Annotated in this window: 23 protein-coding genes and 5 tRNA genes; 12 read left to right on the forward strand and 16 right to left on the reverse strand. The window is 70.3% G+C overall.

Annotation, left to right across the window (positions count from 1 at the left end; translation table 11 throughout):
* Window positions 1-62 precede the first annotated feature (62 nt).
* The gene (locus ACZ4SF_RS20915; RefSeq protein ID WP_468386439.1) at window positions 63-1073 is read right to left on the reverse strand and encodes an NAD(P)H-dependent glycerol-3-phosphate dehydrogenase; all 1011 of its coding nucleotides are present in this window, start codon (window positions 1071-1073) and stop codon (window positions 63-65) included.
* Window positions 1070-1840 carry a lysophospholipid acyltransferase family protein gene (locus ACZ4SF_RS20920; protein ID WP_468386442.1) on the reverse strand — a complete coding sequence of 257 codons (771 nt, stop codon included), beginning with the start codon at window positions 1838-1840 and terminating at the stop codon, window positions 1070-1072. The genes ACZ4SF_RS20915 and ACZ4SF_RS20920 overlap by 4 nt, the downstream gene beginning before the upstream one ends.
* 152 nt (window positions 1841-1992) lie before the next feature.
* Here ACZ4SF_RS20920 and cofC point away from each other — a divergent pair, with 152 nt between their 5' ends.
* On the forward strand, window positions 1993-2631 hold the full coding sequence (gene cofC / locus ACZ4SF_RS20925) for a 2-phospho-L-lactate guanylyltransferase (protein WP_468386445.1): 639 nt from the start codon (window positions 1993-1995) through the stop codon (window positions 2629-2631).
* Window positions 2632-2775: 144 nt separating this feature from the next.
* Window positions 2776-2979: a hypothetical protein gene (locus tag ACZ4SF_RS20930; RefSeq protein WP_468386448.1), complete on the forward strand. Its 204-nt coding sequence runs from the start codon at window positions 2776-2778 to the stop codon at window positions 2977-2979.
* Window positions 2980-3050: 71 nt separating this feature from the next.
* On the opposite strand, the gene ACZ4SF_RS20935 is transcribed toward ACZ4SF_RS20930, so the two are convergent.
* The 4 genes from ACZ4SF_RS20935 to leuC form a co-directional block, all read right to left on the reverse strand.
* Entirely contained in the window at window positions 3051-3701 is a 651-nt protein-coding gene (locus ACZ4SF_RS20935) for an HU family DNA-binding protein (protein WP_468386450.1), read from the reverse strand.
* A gap of 136 nt (window positions 3702-3837) precedes the next feature.
* Window positions 3838-4068, reverse strand: coding sequence for an SCO5555 family protein (locus ACZ4SF_RS20940; RefSeq protein ID WP_468386453.1), 231 nt, complete (start codon window positions 4066-4068; stop codon window positions 3838-3840).
* A 275-nt stretch (window positions 4069-4343) separates the two neighbouring features.
* Window positions 4344-4937 (reverse strand): 3-isopropylmalate dehydratase small subunit, encoded by a 594-nt coding sequence (gene leuD / locus ACZ4SF_RS20945; RefSeq protein ID WP_468386456.1) that lies wholly within the window; start codon window positions 4935-4937, stop codon window positions 4344-4346.
* A 5-nt stretch (window positions 4938-4942) separates the two neighbouring features.
* Window positions 4943-6367: a 3-isopropylmalate dehydratase large subunit gene (leuC, locus tag ACZ4SF_RS20950; protein WP_468386459.1), complete on the reverse strand. Its 1425-nt coding sequence runs from the start codon at window positions 6365-6367 to the stop codon at window positions 4943-4945.
* A 208-nt stretch (window positions 6368-6575) separates the two neighbouring features.
* Here leuC and ndgR point away from each other — a divergent pair, with 208 nt between their 5' ends.
* Window positions 6576-7292, forward strand: coding sequence for an IclR family transcriptional regulator NdgR (ndgR, locus tag ACZ4SF_RS20955; protein WP_014675221.1), 717 nt, complete (start codon window positions 6576-6578; stop codon window positions 7290-7292).
* Window positions 7293-7615: 323 nt separating this feature from the next.
* On the opposite strand, the gene ACZ4SF_RS20960 is transcribed toward ndgR, so the two are convergent.
* Window positions 7616-8101 (reverse strand): DUF4188 domain-containing protein, encoded by a 486-nt coding sequence (locus tag ACZ4SF_RS20960; protein WP_468386462.1) that lies wholly within the window; start codon window positions 8099-8101, stop codon window positions 7616-7618.
* A gap of 112 nt (window positions 8102-8213) precedes the next feature.
* Here ACZ4SF_RS20960 and ACZ4SF_RS20965 point away from each other — a divergent pair, with 112 nt between their 5' ends.
* On the forward strand, window positions 8214-8861 hold the full coding sequence (locus ACZ4SF_RS20965) for a MerR family transcriptional regulator (RefSeq protein ID WP_468386465.1): 648 nt from the start codon (window positions 8214-8216) through the stop codon (window positions 8859-8861).
* 50 nt (window positions 8862-8911) lie between these two features.
* Here ACZ4SF_RS20965 and ACZ4SF_RS20970 read toward each other — a convergent pair.
* The 9 genes from ACZ4SF_RS20970 to ACZ4SF_RS21010 form a co-directional block, all read right to left on the reverse strand.
* Window positions 8912-8984, reverse strand: a tRNA-Glu gene (locus tag ACZ4SF_RS20970).
* Window positions 8985-9012: 28 nt separating this feature from the next.
* A tRNA-Gln gene (locus ACZ4SF_RS20975) sits at window positions 9013-9084 on the reverse strand.
* A gap of 21 nt (window positions 9085-9105) precedes the next feature.
* Window positions 9106-9178 (reverse strand) — tRNA-Glu (locus ACZ4SF_RS20980).
* A gap of 29 nt (window positions 9179-9207) precedes the next feature.
* Window positions 9208-9280 (reverse strand) — tRNA-Glu (locus ACZ4SF_RS20985).
* A 21-nt stretch (window positions 9281-9301) separates the two neighbouring features.
* A tRNA-Gln gene (locus ACZ4SF_RS20990) sits at window positions 9302-9373 on the reverse strand.
* Between the two features lie 90 nt (window positions 9374-9463).
* Complete coding sequence (locus tag ACZ4SF_RS20995) at window positions 9464-10195, reverse strand: HAD family hydrolase (RefSeq protein ID WP_468386467.1); 732 nt, start codon at window positions 10193-10195, stop codon at window positions 9464-9466.
* Window positions 10196-10503: 308 nt separating this feature from the next.
* Window positions 10504-11985, reverse strand: coding sequence for a glutamate--tRNA ligase (gltX, locus tag ACZ4SF_RS21000; protein WP_468386470.1), 1482 nt, complete (start codon window positions 11983-11985; stop codon window positions 10504-10506).
* The gene (locus ACZ4SF_RS21005; protein ID WP_468386472.1) at window positions 11978-12763 is read right to left on the reverse strand and encodes a fumarylacetoacetate hydrolase family protein; all 786 of its coding nucleotides are present in this window, start codon (window positions 12761-12763) and stop codon (window positions 11978-11980) included. Before ACZ4SF_RS21005 ends, gltX begins: the two co-directional genes overlap by 8 nt.
* Before the next feature lie 317 nt (window positions 12764-13080).
* Window positions 13081-13275: a hypothetical protein gene (locus ACZ4SF_RS21010; RefSeq protein WP_468386475.1), complete on the reverse strand. Its 195-nt coding sequence runs from the start codon at window positions 13273-13275 to the stop codon at window positions 13081-13083.
* Window positions 13276-13838: 563 nt separating this feature from the next.
* On the opposite strand from ACZ4SF_RS21010, the gene ACZ4SF_RS21015 reads away from it, so the two are divergent.
* From ACZ4SF_RS21015 to ACZ4SF_RS21050, 8 genes are all read left to right on the forward strand, one after another.
* A complete protein-coding gene (locus ACZ4SF_RS21015; RefSeq protein ID WP_468386477.1) occupies window positions 13839-17759 on the forward strand; it encodes a sensor histidine kinase in 3921 nt (1306 codons plus the stop codon).
* A 9-nt stretch (window positions 17760-17768) separates the two neighbouring features.
* Window positions 17769-18182, forward strand: a complete 414-nt coding sequence (locus ACZ4SF_RS21020; protein WP_014675212.1) for a roadblock/LC7 domain-containing protein — start codon at window positions 17769-17771, stop codon at window positions 18180-18182.
* Between the two features lie 110 nt (window positions 18183-18292).
* Complete coding sequence (locus tag ACZ4SF_RS21025) at window positions 18293-18691, forward strand: DUF742 domain-containing protein (RefSeq protein WP_019058642.1); 399 nt, start codon at window positions 18293-18295, stop codon at window positions 18689-18691.
* Window positions 18672-19247: a GTP-binding protein gene (locus ACZ4SF_RS21030; protein WP_133930189.1), complete on the forward strand. Its 576-nt coding sequence runs from the start codon at window positions 18672-18674 to the stop codon at window positions 19245-19247. Before ACZ4SF_RS21025 ends, ACZ4SF_RS21030 begins: the two co-directional genes overlap by 20 nt.
* 388 nt (window positions 19248-19635) lie before the next feature.
* Window positions 19636-22869, forward strand: coding sequence for a sensor histidine kinase (locus tag ACZ4SF_RS21035; RefSeq protein ID WP_468386480.1), 3234 nt, complete (start codon window positions 19636-19638; stop codon window positions 22867-22869).
* 10 nt (window positions 22870-22879) lie between these two features.
* Entirely contained in the window at window positions 22880-23293 is a 414-nt protein-coding gene (locus ACZ4SF_RS21040) for a roadblock/LC7 domain-containing protein (protein ID WP_004983065.1), read from the forward strand.
* A gap of 94 nt (window positions 23294-23387) precedes the next feature.
* Complete coding sequence (locus ACZ4SF_RS21045) at window positions 23388-23957, forward strand: DUF742 domain-containing protein (RefSeq protein ID WP_468386482.1); 570 nt, start codon at window positions 23388-23390, stop codon at window positions 23955-23957.
* A complete protein-coding gene (locus ACZ4SF_RS21050) occupies window positions 23938-24519 on the forward strand; it encodes a GTP-binding protein (protein ID WP_009314218.1) in 582 nt (193 codons plus the stop codon). The genes ACZ4SF_RS21045 and ACZ4SF_RS21050 overlap by 20 nt, the downstream gene beginning before the upstream one ends.
* The last annotated feature ends 46 nt before the right edge of the window (window positions 24520-24565 follow it).

Consider the following 24565-nt stretch of genomic DNA (forward strand, 5'->3'; position numbering starts at 1 on the left):
CTGGTATGCCCCGAGTCAGCGCCCGCCGGACCGCAGTGACTCCGCGTCCCCCGGCCGGTCGCTCAGCGTCGCTCGGGCTTGGCGCTGCGGGCCATCAGCTCCTTGAGGGCGACGACCGGCGACTTGCCCTCGTGCACGATGCTGACGACCGTCTCGGTGATGGGCATGTCGACGCCGTGCCGGCGGGCCAGATCCAGCACGGACTCACAGGACTTGACGCCCTCGGCGGTCTGCCGGGTGACCGCGATGGTCTCCTCCAGGGTCATGCCCTTGCCGAGGTTGGTGCCGAAGGTGTGGTTGCGGGACAGCGGCGAGGAGCAGGTGGCCACCAGGTCACCGAGGCCCGCGAGTCCGGAGAAGGTCAGCGGGTCGGCGCCCATCGCGAGGCCGAGCCGGGTGGTCTCGGCGAGGCCGCGGGTGATGAGCGAGCCCTTGGCGTTGTCGCCGAGTCCCATGCCGTCGGCGATGCCGACCGCGAGCCCGATGACGTTCTTGACCGCGCCGGCGAGTTCGCAGCCGACCACGTCGGTGTTCGTGTACGGCCGGAAGTACGGCGTGTGGCAGGCGGCCTGGAGCCGTTGGGCCACCGTCTCGTCGGTGCAGGCCACGACGGCCAGGGCGGGCATGCGGGCGGCGATCTCGCGGGCCAGGTTGGGGCCGGTGACGACCGCGATCCGGTCGCGGCCGACCTTGGCGACGTCCTCGACGACCTCGCTCATCCGCATGGTGGAGCCGAGTTCGACGCCCTTCATCAGGGAGACGAGGACGGTGTCCGGTGCGAGCAGCGGGGCCCACTCGGCGAGGTTGGCGCGGAGGGTCTGGGAGGGGACGGACAGGACCGTGAAGTCGGCGCCGGCCGCGGCCTCGGCGGGGTCGGTGGTGGCCCGGACGTTCTCGGGGAGTTCGACGCCCGGCAGGTAGTCCGGGTTGATGCGGGTGGTGTTGATCGCCTCGGCGACCTCGGCCCGACGGGCCCACAGGGTGACCTCGCAGCCGGCGTCGGCGAGCACCATGCCGAAGGCGGTGCCCCACGAACCGGCGCTGAAGACCGCCGCCTTTACCGGTGCGCTCACTTGCTCTGCCCTTCCACTTGCCTGCCCTGCGTCTGCGCCTGGGTCCGGCGGCGCTGCTCGATCCGCTCGCGGCGCGGGTCGTAGGGCGTCTCGGGCGCCTTCTCGCCGCGGATGTCCTCCAGGAGGCGGGTGATGGCCGCCATGATGACCTCGGTGGCGTCCTTCAGCAGCTCCGGGGTCATCTCCTGGTCGTAGAAGCGGGAGAGGTCCACCGGCGGGCCCGCCAGCACGTGGTGGGTCTTGCGCGGGAAGAGGTCGGGCTTCTTGGCGTACGGCGGGAGCAGTTCGTTGGCGCCCCACTGGGCGACGGGGATGACCGGGCACTTGGTCTGCAGGGCCACGCGGGCGGCGCCGGTCTTGCCGGTCATGGGCCAGCCGTTCGGGTCGCGGGTGAGGGTGCCCTCGGGGTAGAAGGCGACGCACTCACCGCGTTCCACGGCGTCGATCGCGGCGCGGAAGGCGCTGAGGGCGTCGGTGCTCTCGCGGTAGACGGGGATCTGTCCGGTGCCGCGCATGGCGGCGCCGACGAATCCCTTCTTGAAAAGCCCGCTCTTCGCCAGGAATCGCGGAACCCGCCCGGTGTTGTACTGATAGTGCGCGTATGCGAAGGGGTCCACATGGGAATTGTGGTTCACCGCGGTGATAAATCCGCCCTCGGCCGGAATGTGCTCCATTCCACGCCAGTCCCGCTTGATCAGAACCACCAGCGGCGGTTTGCAGATCACCGCGGCGAAGCGGTACCAGAAGCCGATTCTGCGGCGGGGCACAAGGACACCTTCCTCTAGGACTGCCACCCGGGCGGGGGCCGCACAAGTGTGGCCCCGGGCCGCCGGTCTGTCGAGAACACCGTACGCCCCGCCACTCTGGACACCAGATGGCGCGGGGACAATGAGGGCGACAGGAGAGGGGCGGTACGCCGGTGCAGTGGACCTTGGTCATCCCCCTGAAGCCCCTTACGCGGGCCAAGAGCAGGCTCGCGGACACCGCGGGGGACGGGGTGCGCCCGGGGCTGGCCCTGGCGTTCGCGCAGGACACGGTGGCCGCGGCGGTGGCCTGCGCGGCCGTGTCGGATGTGGCCGTCGTCACGGACGACGAGGCCGCGGCGCGCGAGCTGTCGGGGCTGGGCGCACGGATCGTCCCGGACACGCCGGCGAGCGGCCTGAACGCCGCGCTGGCGCACGGCGCGGCGGCGGTGCGGGATTTCCGGCCCGGTGCGCCGGTGGCGGCTCTGAACGCCGATCTGCCGGCGTTGCGGGCGACGGAACTGGCCGTCGTCCTGGGGGCGGCGGCGGAATTCCCCCGGGCGTTTCTCGCGGATGCGGCCGGTTCCGGGACGACCTTGCTGACCGCGGGGCCGGATATGGAATTGCGGCCGGCCTTCGGAATCGATTCCCGTTCCCGCCACGGGGCTTCCGGCGCGACGGAACTTCTGCTCACCGGCGTCGATTCGGTACGGCAGGACGTGGACACCGGGGACGATCTGCGGGCGGCTCTTGCGCTGGGCGTCGGACCGTATACCGCCGCGGTGTCGGCGGGGTTGCTGATCCCGGGGTCGTAAGGGCATGCGGTACGGGACCGGGGCCGCGCGCCGAAGGGGAGCGGGGAACTCGCGCGCGACCGCGCCGAACCGGCGGCCCGCCGGGCCGTCCGCCCCCTCGTCGTGCCGGAACGCGCATCCGCCGCGACCAGTAGGCTGAAGGCCATGCATGCCACCGCATACACCTACGACCCCGACACCCGCAGCGGACAGGTGCTCCTCGACGACGGCACCCCGGTTCCGTTCGATGCCGCCGCGTTCGACGCCGGAGGCCTGCGGTTGTTGCGGGCGGGTCAGCGCGTGCGGATCGAGACCGAGGGCAAGGGCGACGCCCTGCGCATCACTCTCGTAACCCTTCAAACCCTGTAACTGCCCTTACACACGCCGCGGGCCGGGCTCCCCAGGGGAGCCCGGCCCGGCGCATGAGTGCCCTGGCGTCCTTACGACGTCGCCTTGCGGGCCGTGGCCTTCTTCGCGGTGGTCTTGCGGGCCGTCGACTTCTTCGCCGGGGCCTTCTTGGCGGTGACCTTCTTCGCCGGGGCCTTCTTGGCCGTCGCCTTCTTGGCGGTGGTCTTCTTCGCCGCGGTGGTCTTGGCGGTCGCCGTGGTCTTCTTGGCGGGTGCCTTCTTCGCCGCGGTCTTCTTCGCGGCGGCCGTGGTCTTCTTCGCCGGCGCCGCCTTCTTCGCGGTCGTCTTCTTCGCCGCCGCCTTGGTGGTCTTCTTCGCGGCGGCCTTCTTGACCGTCGCCGCGGCGCCGCCGGTCAGGCTGCCCTTGGGCGCCTTCTTGACCGAGACCTCGCCACCCCGCGGAAGCTTCTTCGAGCCGCTCACCAGGTCCTTGAAGCCCTGACCGGCGCGGAAGCGCGGCACGGAGGTCTTCTTGACCCGAACCCGCTCGCCCGTCTGGGGGTTACGGGCGTAGCGGGCGGGGCGGTCCACCTTCTCGAAGGACCCGAAGCCGGTGACAGAGACCCGCTCGCCCGCGACGACCGCGCGGACGATGGCGTCCAGAACATGATCGACAGCATCGGCGGCCTGCTGGCGGCCACCCATCTTGTCGGCAATCGCTTCTACGAGCTGCGCCTTGTTCACGTCTTCCCCTTCGGAGACATCGCCAGAACGAAAGTGTTCAAGCTTTTTCGCACGTTAGGCAGATATATACCGCAAATCAAACACGAAACGGGCTTATCACCCTCGTGCCGCAGCGGACTCGGCCGTCACGGACGGTTCAGCGGTCCTCGTCGGGGATCCGATCCGCGTCGAGGTCCGCCATGAACCGATCGAGCCGGCTTGCCGCGTCGGCGAGATCGTGCTTGGCCGCGGCCGTAATGACCAGCAGCTTCCGGGTCAGCGCCATCCGTACGCCCTCCGGGACTTGCAGTGCGCGCACTCTTGTGTGCGCTTCCTTGAGCTGGTTCGCGACCGCCGCATAGAGCTGGAGTTGGCCGTCGTGTTCCATGCACAGATTGTGCCATCTGGGGCGAGTTGTCGCCTGCGCAGGGGGCAACTGCCGCCTCAAATGGCCTTCCAGGCACTTGCGGAGGCCGCGAACCCAGCACTCACGTACCCGAGCAACGCCCCTTGTAACGTGGGAAGTTGAGCGAACCCGGCCGACGCCACAGGGCCGTTCGGGTGCAGACATGGCTGTACCCCCGATCGTGGCGAGCGGGGGTACAGGCGGGGCGTTGAGGTGGCCGAAACCAGACCCGCGCGGGGGTTCCGGGCCGTGCCGGATCAGCCCTGGAGCGTCCGCGGCTTGTAGGCGGGCCGCTTGGTCTCGTAGGAGGCGATGTCGGCCTCGTTCTGGAGGGTGATGGAGATGTCGTCCAGGCCGTTCAGCAGCCGCCAGCGGGAGTTCTCGTCCAGCTCGAAGGAGGCGGTGATGCCCTCGGCACGAACCTCACGCGCCTCAAGGTCCACAGTGACCTCAGCAGTCGCGTCCTTCTCGGTCAGCTCCCACAGCGCATCCACGATCTTCTGGTCGAGGACCACCGTGAGCAGGCCGTTCTTCAGCGAGTTGCCCCGGAAGATGTCCGCGAAGCGGGAGGAGATCACGGCCTTGAAGCCGTAGTTCTGCAGCGCCCAGACGGCGTGCTCGCGGGAGGAGCCGGTGCCGAAGTCCGGGCCGGCGACCAGAACAGTGGCACCCTGCCGCTCGGGGCGGTTGAGGACGAACTCGGGGTCCTTGCGCCAGGCCTCGAACAGTCCGTCCTCGAACCCGTCCCGGGTCACCTTCTTGAGCCAGTGAGCAGGGATGATCTGGTCGGTGTCGACGTTGCTGCGGCGCAGCGGCACGGCCCGGCCGGTGTGGGTGGTGAAGGCTTCCATGGTTCTCAGACTCCAGCGGGCGCGGGGACGTCGGTCAGGTCGGCCGGGGAGGCCAGGTGGCCCAGGACGGCGGTGGCCGCCGCGACCTGCGGCGACACGAGGTGCGTACGACCGCCCTTGCCCTGCCGGCCCTCGAAGTTGCGGTTGGAGGTGGAGGCGGAGCGCTCGCCCGGGGCCAGCTGGTCGGGGTTCATGCCGAGGCACATCGAGCAGCCCGCGTGCCGCCATTCGGCGCCGGCCTCCTTGAAGACCACGTCCAGGCCCTCGGAGACGGCCTGCAGACCCACCCGCGCGGAGCCCGGGACGACCAGCATCCGTACGCCGTCGGCGACTTTGCGGTCCCGCAGGATGCCGGCGGCCGCGCGCAGGTCCTCGATGCGGCCGTTGGTGCAGGAGCCTACGAAGACGGTGTCCACCTTGATGGAGCGCAGCGGTTGTCCGGCCGCCAACCCCATGTACTCCAGGGCCTTTTCGGCGGCGAAGCGCTCCGAAGCGTCTTCGTACGAAGCCGGATCGGGGACGTCCGCCGAAAGCGGCGCGCCCTGGCCGGGGTTGGTGCCCCAGGTGACGAACGGCGACAGCTCGGCGGCATCGATGACGACCTCGGCGTCGAAGACGGCGTCGTCGTCGGTGCGCAGCGTCTTCCAGTACGCGACGGCCGCGTCCCAGTCGGCGCCCTCGGGGGCGTGCGGGCGGCCCTGGAGGTACGCGAAGGTGGTCTCGTCGGGGGCGATCATGCCCGCGCGGGCGCCGGCCTCGATCGACATGTTGCAGATGGTCATCCGGGCCTCCATCGAGAGCTTCTCGATGGCGGAGCCGCGGTACTCCAGGATGTAGCCCTGGCCGCCGCCCGTACCGATCTTCGCGATGATCGCCAGGATCAGGTCCTTGGCGGTGACGCCCTCGGGCAGCTCGCCGTCGACGGTGATCGCCATGGTCTTCGGGCGGGCCAGGGGCAGCGTCTGGGTGGCCAGCACGTGCTCCACCTGGGAGGTGCCGATGCCGAACGCCAGCGCACCGAAGGCGCCGTGCGTGGAGGTGTGCGAGTCGCCGCAGACGACGGTGGTGCCGGGCTGGGTCAGGCCCAGCTGCGGGCCCACCACGTGGACGACGCCCTGCTCGACGTCGCCCAGCGGGTGCAGGCGCACCCCGAACTCGGCGCAGTTCTTGCGCAGCGTCTCCAGCTGGGCGCGGGAGACCGGGTCGGCGATGGGCTTGTCGATGTCGAGGGTCGGGGTGTTGTGGTCCTCGGTCGCGATGGTGAGGTCGAGACGGCGCACCTGGCGGCCGCTCTTGCGCAGCCCGTCGAAGGCCTGGGGGCTGGTCACCTCGTGCAGCAGGTGCAGATCGATGTAGAGGAGGTCGGGCTCGCCCTCGGCTCGCCGGACGACGTGGTCGTCCCAGACCTTCTCCGCGAGTGTCCTACCCATCGCTTTCCCTCCGGCCGGCAAACGTCCACCGGCCCAACTAGAGATCTTGAGGAAGCGGCGACTGCCCTTGTGAGGGCCCCATGAAGTGGTGATTCCGGGCGTCCACCGCCAGGCCCGCTGGTCTGCGGGCCGCTGTGTGATTCCAGGGTGGCGCGTTCCACGGAAAATTGAACTTGCGTTTCACAGAGTGAGACGTGAGTATCGTTGCATGGACAACAGTAGCGGCGTCGGCGTTCTGGACAAGGCGGCCCTCGTCCTGAGCGCTCTGGAGTCCGGTCCGGCCACCCTCGCGGGTCTGGTCGGGGCCACCGGACTGGCACGACCCACGGCTCACCGCCTGGCCGTGGCTTTGGAACACCACCGCATGGTGGCACGCGACATGCAGGGACGGTTCATCCTCGGACCGCGCCTCGCGGAGCTTGCGGCGGCGGCGGGCGAGGACCGCCTGCTCGCGACGGCGGGCCCCGTGCTCACCCACCTCCGTGATGTCACCGGCGAGAGTGCACAGCTCTACCGGCGCCAGGGTGACATGCGGATCTGTGTGGCCGCGGCGGAACGTCTGTCCGGCCTGCGGGACACGGTCCCGGTCGGCTCCACCCTCACCATGAAGGCCGGCTCCTCGGCGCAGATCCTGCTCGCCTGGGAGGAGCCGGAGCGTCTGCACCGGGGCCTGCAGGGTGCCCGCTTCACGGCGACGGCCCTGTCGGGCGTACGGCGGCGCGGCTGGGCCCAGTCCATCGGTGAGCGCGAGCCGGGCGTCGCGTCCGTCTCTGCGCCCGTACGCGGCCCCTCGAACCGCGTGGTGGCCGCCGTCTCCGTCTCCGGTCCCATCGAGCGCCTGACCCGCCACCCGGGCCGTATGCACGCCCAGGCGGTCATCGACGCGGCAGGCCGCCTCTCGGAGGCCCTGCGCCGCTCGGGCTGAGCATCTCCACCGACAACCCGTGAAGGGCCTGCCTCAACGCCGCGGCAGGCCCTTCGCGGGCTTTCGGCACACCGGCACACCGGCACGTGCCCTCCGGGGACCTCGGCCGGACGAACACCGGCACAGATCTCCCCCGGGCGCCCCCGGGACGCCCCGGACCCCCGCGCACTCGGCCCCCGGGACGCCCCGGGCCTCCGGTGCTCCCGACCCTCGGGCCCCCGCGCTCACGGGCCCCCGGGCTTCCGAACCCCCGGCCCCCCCCCAGCAAGGCGGACGCCGGTGCGGGAGGCGGTCCGGTGGCCGGTCCGGGCAGGCCCGGTCCCTCAGGAGGCCCGCAGGCGGGCGGCGGCCCGGTCGCCCCGGCGGCCGACCGGGATCACTCCGGCGACCTCTCCCAGCCCGTACGCAGGCATGTTCATGTAGATCGTTTCGTGGGCCCCGGGCGGCACGACGTACGTCTCGTGCCAGAAGCCCACCTTGCCCCTCCCCTCCCGCAGCCGCCGGTTGAAGGCCGCCCAGGCCGGGTGGTGCCGGCGGTCCGGCGCCGAGGCGTAGGCGAGAAGCTTCTCCTGCGACTCCCAGTACTGCACGAGGTAGACCTCGCGCAGTCCGCCGCGCAGCGTCTTGAAACCGAGCAGCCCGCTGTCCGGGTCGCTGCGGAGTTCCGCGAGCATCGGGCCCATGGCCTTCGCGACCGGCCACCAACTGCGCACGGCCGCGAAGCTGTTGATGCGCATACCGATGAGGAACACGACGACACCGCCCTCGTGCGCCGCGGTCATGCGCCCCTCGACCAACTTGTCTCCCATACGTTCCCCCACGTCGCTCACGTCGCTCCGACAGATTGGATAGCTCCGCTATCCATGCTTGGATAGTGACACTCCCCAACGAGGGGCGCAAGAGGGAAGGGCACGGCACGGCATGCGGCTTGCGGAGCTGAGCGCACGCAGCGGGGTCTCCACCGCGACGATCAAGTACTACCTGCGCGAGGGGCTGCTGCACCCGGGGCACCGGATCACGGCCACCCAGTCCGAGTACGACGAGGAGCACCTGCGCCGCCTGCGGCTGGTGCGGGCGCTCATCCAGGTGGGACGGGTCCCGGTGAACTCGGCCCGGGAGGTGCTCGCCGCCCTGCAGGACGACGGACTCAGCCGCAACAGGCGCCTGGGCACGGCGGTGCGGGCGCTGCCGCACGGCCCCGCGCCCGACGACTCCGACCCGGCCACCGCATCCGCCCGGCGCACCGCCGACGAGCTGCTCGAACACCTCGGCTGGCGCCCGGGCCGCGCGACCACGAACACCCCGACCGCACCGGCGTACGAGATGCTGGTGACCGCGATCACCACGCTCGCCCGGCTCGGATACCCGTGCGCCGTGGCCGATTTGGAGCCGTACGGCCGTGTCATGGCGCAGGCCGCCGTCGACGACCTGGACATGGTGGAGCGCTACGCGCCGGAGGAGCAGGTCGAGGCGGCCGTCGCGCTCACCGTCCTGTACGAGCCGGTGGTCCTCGGCTTGCGCCGGCTGGCGCAGGCCGAGGAGTCGCGCCGGCGGTTCGAGGAGAAGTGACCCCCGAACACGCGGAAGGGCCCTCCCGAGGGAGGGCCCTTCCGACTGTGTACCCCCGACCGGATTCGAACCGGCGCTACCGCCTTGAGAGGGCGGCGTGCTAGGCCGCTACACAACGGGGGCGTGGATCTTACGTTTCCGCAGATCCGAGCTGGTCTACCTGGACTCGAACCAAGACTAACTGAACCAGAATCAGTCGTGCTGCCAATTACACCATAGACCAATGATGGCTTAGACCAGTCAGTACCCCCGACCGGATTCGAACCGGCGCTACCGCCTTGAGAGGGCGGCGTGCTAGGCCGCTACACAACGGGGGCCCTAGCGATCCCGACAAGATCGAGATCAGTACCCCCGACCGGATTCGAACCGGCGCTACTGCCTTGAGAGGGCAGCGTGCTAGGCCGCTACACAACGGGGGCTTTGCAGATAAGCTCTGCGAGCTGGCCTACCTGGACTCGAACCAAGACTAACTGAACCAGAATCAGTCGTGCTGCCAATTACACCATAGGCCACTGGAACTCAAGCCCCTGTGGGGTTCTCGTTCTAGCTTGCTCCTCGGGGTTCCGGCCTTTCGGCCCGCTCCCCTCGGCGCAGGAAGAACATTACCTGAAGGTGGACGGGGCTCCAAAACGGGTATCCGCGCGGACGAGCGCCGGGAGTTCGGCGAGGGTCGAGATCCGGTGCGCCACCACCTCCCCGACGGCCCGCGCGTAGGCCTTCCCGCGGTCGATCCACACGGACAGCATCCCGGCCTCGGCGGCCCCCCGCCCGTCGATCTCCGGGTGGTCGCCGACGTACGCCACCTCGTGCGGAGGCAGGCCCAGCGCCTCGCAGGCCGCCAGGAAGGCGCCGGCCTCCGGCTTGGAGATGCCCAGCTCCGCGGCGCACAGCACGGTCTCGAAGCGGTCGAGGACACCGAGGGTGCGCAGCTTGTGCTCCTGGACGACGAGGCTGGAGTTGGACAGCACCGCGTGCCGGTGGCTGGTCGCGAGGGCCTCCAGCACGGGCAGGACGTCCGGGAAGAGGCTCCAGGCGGTCTCGTAGTGGCCGAGGTAGCGCTGGAACCAGGCATCGGCCTGCGCGTCGGTCAGCTCCGCGTCCAGGAACACCCGCACGCGGTCGCGGCGCTGGCCCTGGAAGGTGTTCTCGCCGGCGGCGAACCGCGCCCACTGCTGGTCGGTGGCCGTCCGCCAGCGGAGCAGGGCCGCCTCGGCGCTCCCGTAGCCGGCGAGGAGTCCCTCGGCCACCAGATGGGCCCGCATGCCCTCGCGGTCGGCGGTCGTGTAGTCGAAGAGGGTGTCGTCCACGTCCCAGACGACGGCTCTGATCGTCATGACGCTCCCAGGGCCTCGATGCTCATGATCCGAACGTAGCCCCGGGACGCCCGGCGCGTCCCGGGAATGCCGAGGCCGGTCCGGTACCCGCCCCCGGAGAGGTCGGTGACGCGGCAGGATCTCGCCGGACACCGTACGGCCGGCCAGGGGACGCCGTCGCTCCGGCCGCAGGTGAAGGCGATCAGCCGGCCGTGGAAAGCCACCGTTCGCCGCCGTCCGTGACGGACATCACGCCGAAGGTGTCCGGCCCGACGACGAAGGGGCGGCACCCGGAACTCCGGGTGCCGCCCCTGTCGGATGCCGCTCGGTCACGCGAGCTTCGCCAGTGCCGCGTCGATGCGCGCCAGCGTCTTCTCCTTGCCCAGCACCTCGAGCGACTCGAAGAGCGGCAGGCCGACCGTGCGGCCGGTGACGGCCACGCGAACCGGGGCCTGGGCCTTGCCGAGCTTCAGGCCGTGGGCCTCGCCGGCGGCCAGGACGGCCTCCTTGAGGGACTCGGGGGAGGTCCAGTCGGCGGCCTCGAGCTTCTCGCGGGCGGTGCGGAGCAGGGCGTCGGACCCCTCCTTCATCGCCTTGGCCCACGAAGCCTCGTCGAAGACCGGCTCCGGCAGGAACAGGAAGTCGACGTTGTCGGTGATCTCCGACAGGACCTTCAGGCGGGTCTGGGCGTGCGGGGCGATGGCCTCCCACTTGACCGCGTCGAAGTCTTCCGGCGCCCACGGTGCGAAGGGGGCCTTCAGCCAGGGCGCGCAGCGCTCGGTGAACTCCTTCACCTCCAGCATGCGGATGTGGTCGCCGTTGATCGCCTCGCACTTCTTGAGGTCGAAGCGCGCCGGGTTGGGGTTCACGTCGGCGATGTCGAAGGCCGCGACCATCTCGTCGATCGAGAAGATGTCCTTGTCCGCGGAGAGCGACCAGCCCAGCAGGGACAGGTAGTTGAGCAGGCCCTCGGGCAGGAAGCCCTGCTCGCGGTAGAGGTTGAGCGACGACTGCGGGTCACGCTTGGAGAGCTTCTTGTTGCCCTCGCCCATGACGTACGGCAGGTGGCCGAAGGCCGGGGTCTGCTTGGCGATGCCCAGCTCGGTCAGCGCCTTGTAGAGCGCGATCTGGCGCGGGGTGGAGGAGAGCAGGTCCTCGCCGCGCAGGACGTGGGTGATCTCCATCAGGGCGTCGTCGACCGGGTTGACCAGCGTGTACAGCGGGGCGCCGTTCGCGCGGACGATGCCGTAGTCCGGCACGTTCTCCGGGGTGAAGGTCAGCTCGCCGCGGACCAGGTCGTTGAAGGTGATCGCCTCGTCCGGCATGCGGAAGCGGACGATGGGGGTGCGGCCCTGGGCCTGGTACTCCTCGACCTGCTCGGCGCTCAGGTCGCGGCAGTGGCCGTCGTAGCCGGAGGGCTTGCCGGCGGCGCGGGCGGCCTCGCGGCGGGTGTCCAGCTCCTCCTGGGAGCAGTAGCAACGGTAGGCGTACCCGCCGTCCAGGAGCTTCTGGGCGACGTCGGCGTAGATGTCCATGCGCTGCGACTGGCGGTACGGGGCGTGCGGGCCGCCGACCTCGGGGCCCTCGTCCCAGTCGAAGCCGAGCCAGCGCATCGCGTCGAGCAGCTGGTCGTACGACTCCTCCGAGTCGCGGGCGGCGTCGGTGTCCTCGATGCGGAAGACCAGGGTGCCCTGGTGGTGCCGGGCGAACGCCCAGTTGAACAGGGCGGTGCGGACCAGGCCCACATGGGGGTTACCGGTGGGCGAGGGGCAGAAACGGACGCGTACGGGAGAGCCGGGTGCGCTAGCCACGCTTGACAACCTTGTTGGTGAGAGTGCCGATGCCTTCGATGGTGACGGCGACCTCGTCGCCGACGTTGAGGGGGCCGACCCCCGCGGGGGTGCCGGTGAGGATGACGTCGCCGGGAAGCAGCGTCATGGCCTCGGAGATGTTGACGACCAGGTCCTCGATGGAGTGGATCATCTCGCTCGTGCGGCCCAGCTGGCGCTGTTCACCGTTGACCGTGAGCTGGATGGTCAAGTCGTTCGCGCGGGCGAGGTCGAGGTCCGTCTCCACCCAGGGGCCGAGCGGGCAGGAGGTGTCGAAGCCCTTGGCCCGGGCCCACTGCTTCTCACGCTTCTGCACGTCACGGGCGGTGACGTCGTTGGCGCAGGTGTAGCCGAAGATGACGTCCTTGACGCGTTCGCGCGGCACCTCGCGGCACATGCGGCCGATGACGACGGCCAGCTCGGCCTCGTGGTGCAGTTCCTGCGAGAACGGCGGGTACTGGATCTCGTCGCCGGGGCCGATCACCGAGGTGGACGGCTTGAAGAAGGCGAAGGGGGCTTCCGGTACCTCGTTGCCCAGCTCGCGCGCGTGCTGGGCGTAGTTGCGGCCGAACGCCACGACCTTGTTGGGGAGGACCGGCGGGAGCAGCCTGACCTTGCCCAGCGGGACCTTCGTACCGGACAGTTCGTAGTCCGCGAACGGGATGCCCTTGATGATGTCGAGGACGAGTTCGTCCTGCTTGTCGCCCTCGACCGCGCCGAAGGCTACGTTCCCGTCGATGGAGAACCTGGCGATGCGCACGGGATCCTTGCGCCCCTCAACTAGACCGGCGTACTGACGCCCCAGATTAACGGAGCTATGGGGAGTTATTCGCTTCCGGGGGCGTCGTCGCAGGTCAGAGGCGGGTCAGACGCGGGTCGTACGAACACGCGCTCATGTGTCCCCGTTACTCGTCCCCCGCACGCGAGACGCACTTGCCCCCCGCCGACGACACCGACGACACCGACGAGGCGAACTTGTCCGTCGCCGGTGAGACGAACGGGTGCGCCGGAAAAAGACGGGCGCGGCCGGAAGGACCCTCGAGTGATCCTTCCGGCCGCGCCCGCCTGAGCCGTGGGCTACTCGCCCGCCGCGACACCCGCGCCGGCCGGGACGTCCACGAGGACGGTGCGCCGGGGGTTGGCCGTCTGGGCGGGGAGGTCGACGGAGTGCTCCGGCAGCTCGGGCGTGTGCATTTCACCGGCGTCGTCGAGGTGTGCCAGGGTCGTGCGCCGCGGGTTGGCTATCGTGCGGAACATCATCGTCGTCTTCACCGTTGTCGTCCTGTGGCCTCTGGTCGAGTGGGCAGAGCAGTCGTTCTTGTAAAGCGTCAGGCTAAACATCCGGTTCCCCGCCGAAGGCGCCAACTGCACCCGATAAGCGTGTGAGTTTGCTCACGAACTCACGGGCAAAGCGGTCAATTCCGGCCGACAACCCGCCCTAACGAAACGGACATTGGCCCCCTGAACCCATCATTCCGCTCCTGATCATGGCGACTGGGACACCTTGCACCGAGCTGCAACTCGCCACGGAATGCCCGGTTTACACTGAATGCGGTTCCACTACCGGTGATGTGACACTCACGTTCCGTCATGTAGGTCACAGCTCGGGACACTGCCCTTGTTGGAGATCCGGCACTGTGCTGGAATTCCACGGACCGCCGCGGGATCGAGCCGGCGCGCAGGGCGCAGCACAGCGCCGAGCGGCGGCTGGATAGGGGGGAACCAGCGCCGGTCACTCAAGACCACCTGGGGGCGTGTTCAGGACGCCCTCCACAACGCCGACACCGTGTCCCTCCCTTCGCGGAGGGGTGCCTGGTCCAGAGGTTGCGACGCTAGTGCAGGGACGTTTCAAGAGGGATGGCAGCGCTTCGGCGGAGCCGGAGTCGCACGACGGGACTGGCCCCATGAAGGGCAGCTCCTCGCCCCAGCACGCCCAGAACCCGGGCCCGGGTCCGACCGGAGACGGCGGTGAGCGCGGCGGGCGCTCCGGTGCGACGGCATCCACGGCCACCACGACGGCTTCCCCGGGGAACCCCACCCCGCCGGTGAAGTCCGTCCAGGGCCCGACCGGACCCGGCTCGCGCCTGGCCCTGCGCAACTGGCGCATCTCCACGCGCCTGGTGTCGCTGCTGGCGCTGCCGGTGGTCGCGGCGACCTCGCTGGGTGCGCTGCGTATCGACCAGTCCATGGACGACATCCAGCAGCTCGACAACATGAAGCTGCTGACGGACATGACCAAGCAGGCCACGGAACTGGCCCAGGCGCTCCAGGACGAGCGCGACCAGTCCGCCGGCCCGCTGTCCCGCGGTGGCCTGAAGGCGACCGACTTCCAGATCAAGGGCTTCCAGGAGAAGACCGACCGGGCCCGCGAGAACTTCCTCGACGCCTCCGAGGACATCGACGCGGCGAGCAAGGACGGCAACCTGCAGGGCGTGCGCGACGCGCTCGTCGGTCTCGCCAACCAGCTGGACGACCTGGCCAAGATCCGCCAGAAGGCGTACACGTCCAAGGACAACGCGACCCAGACGGTCGAGTCCTACCACCGGCTCATCACCCAGCTGATCAGCCTCTCCCAGGACATGGCCGAGGCGTCCAGCAACCCGGAGATGATCTCGCGCACCCGCGCCCTGGCGGCCTTCTCCACCGCCAAGGAGTACGCCTCCGTGCAGCGCGCCATGATCGCCGCCGCACTGCCCGCGACCCCCTCCTCCAAGGGTGACCTCTCCGAGAACGACCGCCTCTACGGCCAGTCCGCCTACGAGAGCGAAGGCTCGGAGCTTGCGATCTTCCGCAAGATCTACGCCAACCAGAACGCCGAGGAGCTGCTCAAGCCGATCGACGAGGGCAACGCCACGATCAAGTCGGCCGACACCTACGCCAAGCGCTCCTTCGAGTCCCCGGACGGCCTCCAGCAGCTGCCGGCGCGGTCCTACAAGGACTGGGTCGACACCAGCTCGACCAAGATCGAGCAGATGAAGAAGATCGAGCACACGCTGCTCGAGGAGATGGAACAGAAGGCGCGCGAGCTGAAGAGCGCGACCCAGCGTGACGCGATCATCTCCGGTGCGCTGATCCTGATCGTTCTCGGTGTGTCGCTGGTCGGCGCGTTCGTCGTGGCCCGGTCCATGATCCGCTCGCTGCGCCGCCTGCAGGAGACCGCCACCAAGGTCGCCCAGGACCGCCTGCCCGAGCTGGTCAAGCAGCTGTCCGAGTCCGACCCGCAGGACGTCGACACGTCCGTGGAGTCGGTCGGTGTGCACTCCCGGGACGAGATCGGCCAGGTGGCCGCGGCCTTCGACGACGTGCACCGCGAAGCCGTCCGTCTCGCCGCCGAGCAGGCCCTTCTCCGGGGCAACGTCAACGCGATGTTCACCAACCTCTCGCGCCGCTCCCAGGGCCTCATCCAGCGCCAGCTCTCGCTCATCTCGGAGCTGGAGTCCCGCGAGGCCGACCCGGACCAGCTGTCCTCGCTGTTCAAGCTCGACCACCTCGCCACCCGTATGCGCCGTAACGGTGAGAACCTGCTCGTCCTCGCCGGTGAAGAGCCCGGGCGCCGCTGGACCCGCCCGGTCCCGCTGGTCGACGTGCTCCGTGCCGCCGCGTCCGAGGTGGAGCAGTACGAGCGCATCGAGCTGGCCGCGGTGCCGACGACCGAGGTCGCCGGCCGCGTCGTCAACGACCTCGTGCACCTGCTCGCCGAGCTGCTCGAGAACGCGACCTCCTTCTCCTCGCCGCAGACCAAGGTCAAGGTCACCGGTCACGCGCTGCCCGACGGCCGCGTGCTGATCGAGATCCACGACACCGGTATCGGCCTCTCCCCCGAGGACCTCGCGGCGATCAACGAGCGGCTCGCCTCGCCGCCCACCGTGGACGTCTCCGTCTCCCGCCGCATGGGCCTCTTCGTGGTCGGTCGTCTGTCGCAGCGCCACGGCATCCGCATCCAGCTGCGCCCGTCCGACTCCGGTGGTACGACCGCACTGGTCATGCTGCCCGTGGACGTCGCCCAGGGCGGCAAGAAGCCGGTACCCGGCAAGCCCGGCGCGCCCTCGACCGGTGGTCCCGCCGCCGCGCAGGCCGCCGCCGGTGCGGCCGCGGCCCGTCGGCAGAACGGCGGCAACGGCGGTGCCCTCGGTGGCGCCCCGGCCGGCGGCGGTCTGCTCGGTGCCGGCCCCGGTACGCGCGGCCAGGTCGGCTCCGGCCAGGGCCCCCGGGCCGCGCTGCCCGGCGCGGGCCAGGGCGGCCGTCCCGGTGCGCCGGGCGGAGCGCGTGGTCCCCAGGGCGGTCCCGGTGCCCAGCAGGGCCGGCCGGCGCCGGCGGGTTCCGGTGCGGGCGGCTTCGGCGGTCAGACGCCGGGTGCCCCGCAGGGCCTGCAGGCCGCGAACCCGGGCGGACAGCAGCAGGGTGCCTTCGGTGGCCGTGGTCAGAAGCGGCCCGGCGCCGCCCCCGACCAGGGCCGCCAGCCCCAGCTGCCGCCGCGCGGCGGACCGCGGGCCGAGCTGCCCGGCGGTGACCCGCAGTCGCAGCCCCGTAACTCGGGCTGGACCGACAACCAGTCCCCGCTGTCGCGTGCCTCGCTGGACGCCCCGCGCGGCCACGACGAGCAGGACCCGACGCAGACCGCGCGCATGCCGCGCGTGGACGACCGCCAGCAGGGCCCGGGCTCGACCGCCGAGATGCCGGCGATTCCCCGGAGCGACGCGCAGAACCCGGCCGGCACGGGCGGGTTCCCGCGCCCGGAGCTGACCGGCCGCAACGGTTCCGCCCAGCAGACGGGCCAGTTCGGACGCCAGGACAACCCGCAGCAGACGGGCCAGTTCGCGCGTCCCGACAGCCCGCAGCAGACCGGCCAGTACGGACGCCCCGACAACCCGCAGCAGACCGGCCAGTACGGACGCCCCGACAACCCGCAGCAGACCGGCCAGTTCGCGCGTCCCGACGCCGCCCGGGGCACGGGCGAGTTCGCTCGTCCCGACGCCGGGCGGCAGCCGGGCCGCTTCGACGGCGCCGGCAGCCCGCAGGGCACCGGCTCCTTCGTCCGCCCCGACGTCTTCGGCACGCCGGCGCCCGGGCAGCCGGACAACGGCGCCCAGAACACGGGCCAGTTCGCGGCCCCGCAGGCGTACGACGGCGGCTACGACGGCAGCTCGACCGGGCAGCACGCCCTGCCGGGCCGTCAGAACCCCGCGCACACCGGGCAGTTCGAGCGTCCGCAGCCGCCGGCCGGCCGCGACGGCCTCGGCGCCCAGCGCCCGGCGGCCCCCCAGCAGCGTCCGGTCCGCCACGAGCCGGAGGCCCTGCCCCCGGCCAGCGGCCCGGGTGACGGCCGTACCCCGCTGTACGACACGCTCGAGACCAACTGGTTCCACGGCAGTCAGCAGCAGGGCGACGCGCCGGCTCCGCAGCAGCAGCAGTCGCAGGCCCCCGCGCCCGCGCCCGCGCCGCAGCGTTCCGCCTCGAACACCGGATCCTGGCGCACCTCGCCGAACGACGACCTCGTCCGGCAGGCCGAGCGGGTCCGGCAGCCGGCCGCGGGCGGAGTCACCACCTCCGGCCTGCCGCGCCGCGTGCCGCGAGCGAACCTCGTGGCCGGCACGGCCCAGCAGCAACAGCACCAAGCCGGTCCGCAGGTCTCGCGTGCGCCTGACGACGTACGCGGACGGCTGACCAATCTTCGTCGGGGCATCGCTCAGGGCCGTCAGGCCGGCAGCGGCCAGACCGGCAGCTACCCGAGCCCCACTCACCAGCAGGAGCGTTAGTTGAGTCCGATGAGCCAGGCGGCACAGAACCTGAACTGGTTGATCACCAACTTCGTGGACAACACCCCCGGGGTGTCGCACACAGTGGTGGTCTCCGCCGACGGCCTTCTGCTGGCGATGTCCGAAGGTTTCCCGCGGGACCGCGCCGACCAGCTGGCGGCCGTCGCGTCCGGGCTGACCTCGTTGACGGCCGGGGCGTCCCGGATCTTCGAGGGCGGCACGGTGGCGCAGACGGTCGTCGAGATGGAACGCGGGTTCCTCTTCCTGATGTCCATCTCGGACGGGTCGTCCCTCGCGGTCCTGGCTCATCCCGAGGCGGACATCGGTCTCGTCGGCTACGAGATGGCGCTGCTCGTCGACCGCGCGGGTGCGGTACTCACCCCGGACCTGCGCGCCGAACTGCAGGGCAGTCTGCTTCACTGACCGCCCCCGGCACCACCCACCTCACTAAAACACCGTCCGGCCGCCACAATCCCCCCACGGCCCCGTCAGACGGCTTGACTGACCGACTTGCTGTCCAGCCCGGAGGATTCATGACCCCGCCCACCGCCTCTCATGATCCGTACGCGGAGCCGTACGGGGACGAGGGCGACCAGCCGCTGGTACGGCCCTACGCGATGACCGGCGGCCGGACCCGGCCGCGGTATCAGCTGGCCATCGAGGCGCTGATCAGCACCACGGCAGACCCGGCAGCGCTCATGGGACTGCTCCCGGAGCACCAGCGCATCTGCCACCTGTGCCGCGAGGTCAAGTCGGTCGCGGAGGTCTCCGCGCTGCTGGCCATGCCGCTGGGGGTGGCCCGGATCCTGGTCGCCGACCTCGCCGAGGCCGGCCTGGTCGCCATCCACCAGCCGGGTGGCGACGAGAACAACGGCGGCGCTCCGGACGTGACGCTGCTCGAAAGGGTGCTCAGTGGACTTCGCAAGCTCTGACGCGGGCCGGGCCACCACTTCCGCGAAGATCGTGGTGGCGGGCGGCTTCGGCGTGGGCAAGACCACGTTCGTCGGCGCCGTCTCGGAGATCAACCCGCTGCGCACAGAGGCCGTCATGACGTCCGCTTCGGCCGGCATCGACGACCTCACCCACACCGGGGACAAGACCACCACCACGGTGGCCATGGACTTCGGCCGTATCACCCTGGACCAGGACCTCATCCTGTACCTGTTCGGCACCCCCGGCCAGGACCGCTTCTGGTTCATGTGGGACGACCTGGTGCGCGGCGCCATCGGCGCGGTGGTGCTCGTGGACACCCGGCGCCTGGCCGACTGCTTCCCCGCGGTCGACTACTTCGAGAACTCGGGCCTGCCCTTCGTCGTCGCGCTCAACGGATTCGACGGCCAGCAGCCCTACGCCCCCGAGGAAGTGCGGGAAGCGCTGCAGATCGGCCCCGACACCCCGATCATCACGACCGACGCCCGGCACCGTGCCGACGCGAAGAGTGCGCTGATCACGCTGGTGGAGCACGCCCTCATGGCGCGACTGAGGTAGCACTCAAACACGACGTGCGTCATGGCAGTTGTCGTATTGAGATCGGAGCCGGCTGTGGCCTTTGACACGGCCGGCTTCGCTGTTCATAACAGTTCGGCAGAGGAATCGCCCGGTGTCACCACGCGACGCGGTCGGGCGGTACCGCTGTGCTCACAAACGCCCCGCCTTTTGGCGGGGCTCGCTCTTTATGACCGTTTTATCTAGCGCTTACAACGGCTTCGTCACAGGGTTTCCGCTGTTTGGAATCGCGCTGGTCCACGTGCTGGAATGCCTGAACTGCCCAATGGTCAAAGACGTACTGAGTGCGTACTGAGTGGTCGATGACGAACCGGGCTCTGAGAGACTGCGGCACGACGATGGTGCCGACCGCCGAGAGGTTGTTGGTCGAGTGAGGCGAAGCAAGAACGGTCCCGAGCCGTCGGCGCGGGGCAACTTCACCCCGCCGCCGCGCGCTGCGGCGCCCACCCCCGTGCCCGGAACGGAGCCCGCGGCCCCTCCCGCACCCAGCGGCGGCCGCTTCTCCCCGCGGAACTGGCGGGTACCGACCCGTCTGAACGCGATCCTGCTCATACCCGTGGCGGTCGGTCTCGTCATGGGCGGCTTCCAGGTGAAGAACTCGATCGACACCTGGCAGCAGGCCCGCGACGCCGAGAACACCGCCCGCCTGGTGCGTGCCGCCCTCACGTACGCCGACGCCCTCGAGAACGAGCGTGACGTCACCGCGGCCCCGCTGCTGCTGAACAAGAAGGACGCCCAGAGCAAGCAGCTCGTCGCCGGCGCCCGCAAGGCCACCGACCAGGCCGCCGACGTCTTCGACGAGGCGACGAAGAGCATGCCGGCCGAGGCGGGCCTGGAGCGCCGGCTGAGGCTGTTCCACGAGGTCGAGCCCCAGCTGGCGAAGATACGGCAGCGGGCGTACACCCCGAAGAGCATCGGCGTGACGACCGAGGAAAGCTACGTCACGATCAGCCACCCCCTGATGGAGTTCGCCAACGAACTCGGTCTGGGCACCGGCAACATCACCTCCTACGGCCGTACCGTCTACGCCATCTCGCTGACCAAGGCGGCGCTCTCGCTGGAGCGGTCGATCGGCACGCACCTGCTGGTCAAGCCCGGCCCGGACGCCCCCAACCTGGCGACCCAGCGGGTCTCCCTGTCCTCGTACGCCTACCTCGAGCGCATCGCCGTGGAGGAGTACAAGGGCGGTGGCACCGAGGCCGACGCGCAGAAGCTCGAGGACGCCGGGGAGAAGATCAAGGCCGACGGTGCCGCCATGGCCGCGAAGGCCAAGGGCAGCAACCCGAAGTACGTCCCGCCGCCCGCCGAACCGACCGACATGGTCACGGCGCTCGCCACCATGCAGGACACCAGCACGGCCACCCGTGACCAGCTCGCCTCGAACGGCATCAGTGCCGACAACTGGTGGGCGGTCAACACGCTGAAGTACAAGGCCTACCGCCAGATCGAGTCGGACATGGCCGACAGGGCGGTGAACGAGGCCTCGGACATCGCCGACGACGCCAAGACCTCCGCCTTCATCACCGGTGCCGTGGTCGTCATCGCCCTGCTGGCCGCGTTCATCCTGGCCGGCCTGGTGGCCCGCCAGATGAGCCGCGCGATGCGCCAGCTGCGCAACGCCGCCTTCGGCATCGCCGAGCAGCGGCTGCCGATGCTGGTCGACCAGCTCTCCCGTACCGACCCCGGCCGCGTCGACACCCGGGTCACGCCGATCCCGATCACCACCAAGGACGAGATCGGCGAGGTCGCCCGCGCCTTCGACCAGGTCCACCGCGAGGCGGTCCGGCTCGCCTCCGAGCAGGCCCTGCTGCGGGGCAACATCAACGCGATCTTCACCAACCTGTCGCGCCGCAACCAGTCGCTGATCGAGGGCCAGCTGACCCTGATCACCGACCTGGAGAACAACGAGGCCGACCCGGACCAGCTGGAGAACCTCTTCAGGCTGGACCACCTGGCGACCCGTATGCGCCGCAACGGCGAGAACCTCCTGGTCCTCGCCGGCGAGGAGCCCGGCCGCCGCTGGGACCAGCCGGTCCCGCTGGTCGACGTGCTGCGCGCCGCCTCCTCCGAGGTGGAGCAGTACGAGCGCATCGAGCTGTCCGGCGTGCCGGAGGCCGAGATCCACGGCCGCGCGGTCACCGACCTCGTGCACCTGCTGGCCGAGCTGCTGGAGAACGCCACCACGTTCTCCTCCCCGCAGACCAAGGTCCGCGTCACCGCGACCCGTCTCCCCGACGGCCGCGTCATGATCGAGATCCACGACAAGGGCATCGGCCTGACGGCCGAGGACTTCGCGGACATCAACCACAAGCTGGCCAACCCGCCGACCGTGGACGCCGCGATCTCCCAGCGCATGGGCCTGTTCGTGGTCGGCCGGCTGTCCGACCGGCACGGCATCCGGGTCCAGCTGCGCCCCTCGGGCGAGCAGGCCGGTACGACCTCGCTGGTCATGCTGCCGGACGCGATCACCCACGGTGGCGGCGGCGAGGCCCCGCTGGACCGCGAGGAGTTCACCGTCTCGCAGATCATCCCGGAGCAGCAGTTCCAGGGTGAGAGCTTCAACCAGGTGCAGCCGATGCGTACGGCTGCCGAACTCGGCTTCGACGACAGCCGGTACACGGAGGTCCCCGACGACATCCGTGGGCTGGACCCCGTCGGCCGCTCCCTGATGCGCGAGGAGCGCCGCGCCGCTCTGGAGGCCCAGACGCACGGCCCGCAGTCCGGCGAGCCGCAGCAGGAGGGCGAGGCCCCTGGCGGCTACGCCGACCCGCTCTACGACGGGCAGCAGGCGTACCGGGAGCAGCCGCAGCAGGCCTACGACGAACACCCGCGGCAGGCCTACGACGCTCCGGCGTACGGGGAGCAGCAGCAGGCGTCGTACGAGCAGCAGTACGAGCAGCAGTACGACGAGCAGTACTACGCGCCGAACGGCGAGGCACCGCAGCACGACGGTTTCTCCCCGAACGGTGGTTACCCGGAGCCCGCGTCCGCGTACGCGGAGCCTGCCCAGGCACCGTCCTACCAGGACGACTGGCCGCAGCAGGACGGCTACCAGAACGGCTATCCGGCCCAGTACGCTCCGGAAACGGAGTCCCCGCAGGCCACTGACGCGAGTGAGCGGAACCGCGTAGGCTTCGACCGTCCGGAAACGGCCTCTCCCGCAGCACACGAGCTGACCGACGCCGGGCTGCCCCGCCGCGGGTCCGCCGCGAGCGGTTCCCACGGCGCCGGCCCCGCGAACGGCACGGCCCGGGCGCAGAAGGAATCGCCGGCCCCCACCCCGGGCAACGCTCCGGGCTCCGACGCAGACAGCGGCTGGCGGTCGGCGAACGACGCACGGTGGCAGCAGGCCGCCCAGCTCCGGAAGCCCAAGGCAGGCGGGGTCACCGCCTCCGGTCTGCCGCGGAGGGTACCCAAGGCCAATCTGGTCGAGGGCACCGCCGAGAGCACCCCTCAGGGAGGCCCACAGGTCTCCCGCGCCCCGGAGGACGTCCGGGGCAGGCTGAGCAACCTGCGTCGAGGCGTCCAGCGCGGACGCAACGCAGGCAGTGAAACGAACGGCCAGGGCTTCGGTCCTGACAGCACCTACAACCAGGAGCGTTAGTGTGAGCCCGATGAGCCAGGCGGCACAGAACCTGAACTGGTTGATCACCAACTTCGTGGACAACACCCCGGGGGTGTCCCACACGGTGGTGGTCTCCGCCGACGGACTCCTTCTGGCGATGTCCGAAGGCTTCCCCCGCGACCGCGCCGACCAGCTCGCGGCCGTCGCCTCCGGTCTGACGTCTCTGACGGCAGGCGCCTCCCGGATCTTCGAGGGAGGCAGCGTGAATCAGACGGTTGTGGAGATGGAGCGGGGATTCCTCTTCATCATGTCCATCTCCGACGGTTCGTCGCTCGCGGTCCTGGCGCACCCGGAGGCGGACATCGGCCTCATCGGGTACGAGATGGCCCTTCTGGTGGACCGCGCGGGCACGGTCCTCACCCCGGATCTCCGTGCGGAGCTCCAGGGAAGCCTTCTCAACTAATCAACGGACGGTGCGTATTCGCGTCCCGGGGCCGTAAGGTTTCGGGACGCGGCTCCACACGGATGGGTGCCCGGCGCAGTCGGAGGAGGAGAAAGTGGCAACACCCCCAGGCGGTTCGTCTTCGGGCAACTGGTCGTACGGCCCTGCCCAGGGTCAGGGCGACGGTTCGGCGAACCGGTACAACTTCCCCTCCGCACCCAGCCACCGGCAGCCGTACGCCCCGCAGGGCCCGGGCCCGTCGCCGTACGACCAGCCTCAGGCCCCGCGTATCCAGCCGGTACAGCCGCAGCGTCGTCCCGAGCCGGCCCCGGCCGCGGCGTCGAACAACCCCCTGGTGCGGCCGTACGCCATGACCGGCGGCCGGACCCGCCCGCGCTACCAGCTCGCCATCGAGGCACTGGTGCACACCACCGCCGCTCCGCACCAGATGCAGGGCCAGCTGCCCGAGCATCAGCGGATCTGCAACCTGTGCCGGGAGATCAAGTCGGTGGCCGAGGTCTCGGCCCTGCTGACGATCCCCCTCGGCGTGGCCAGGATTCTCGTCGCCGACTTGGCGGAGGCGGGCCTGGTCGCCATCCATCAGCCCGGCGGCGACGAGAACGCCGGTGGCCAGCCAGACGTGACACTGCTCGAAAGGGTGCTCAGTGGACTTCGCAAGCTCTAGCGGCGGTCCTTCCCGCTCCACCACCTCCGCGAAGATCGTGGTGGCGGGCGGCTTCGGCGTGGGCAAGACCACGTTCGTCGGCGCCGTCTCGGAGATCAACCCGCTGCGCACAGAGGCCGTCATGACGTCCGCTTCGGCCGGCATCGACGACCTCACCCACACCGGGGACAAGACCACCACCACGGTGGCCATGGACTTCGGCCGTATCACCCTGGACCAGGACCTCATCCTGTACCTGTTCGGCACCCCCGGCCAGGACCGCTTCTGGTTCATGTGGGACGACCTGGTGCGCGGCGCCATCGGCGCGATCGTCCTGGTCGACACCCGGCGCCTGGCCGACTGCTTCCCCGCGGTCGACTACTTCGAGAACTCGGGCCTGCCCTTCGTCATCGCCCTCAACGGATTCGACGGCCAGCAGCCGTACAACCCGGACGAGGTCCGCGAGGCGCTGCAGATCGGCCCCGACACCCCGATCATCACGACCGACGCCCGCCACCGCGCGGATGCCAAGTCGGCGCTGATCACTCTCGTCGAGCACGCCCTGATGGCGCGCCTGCGGTAGCCGACCCCGCTTGTCGAAGGGGCCCTCTCCATCGGGAACGGGCCCC

The organism is Streptomyces sp. NPDC027663 (genome assembly GCF_055566415.1).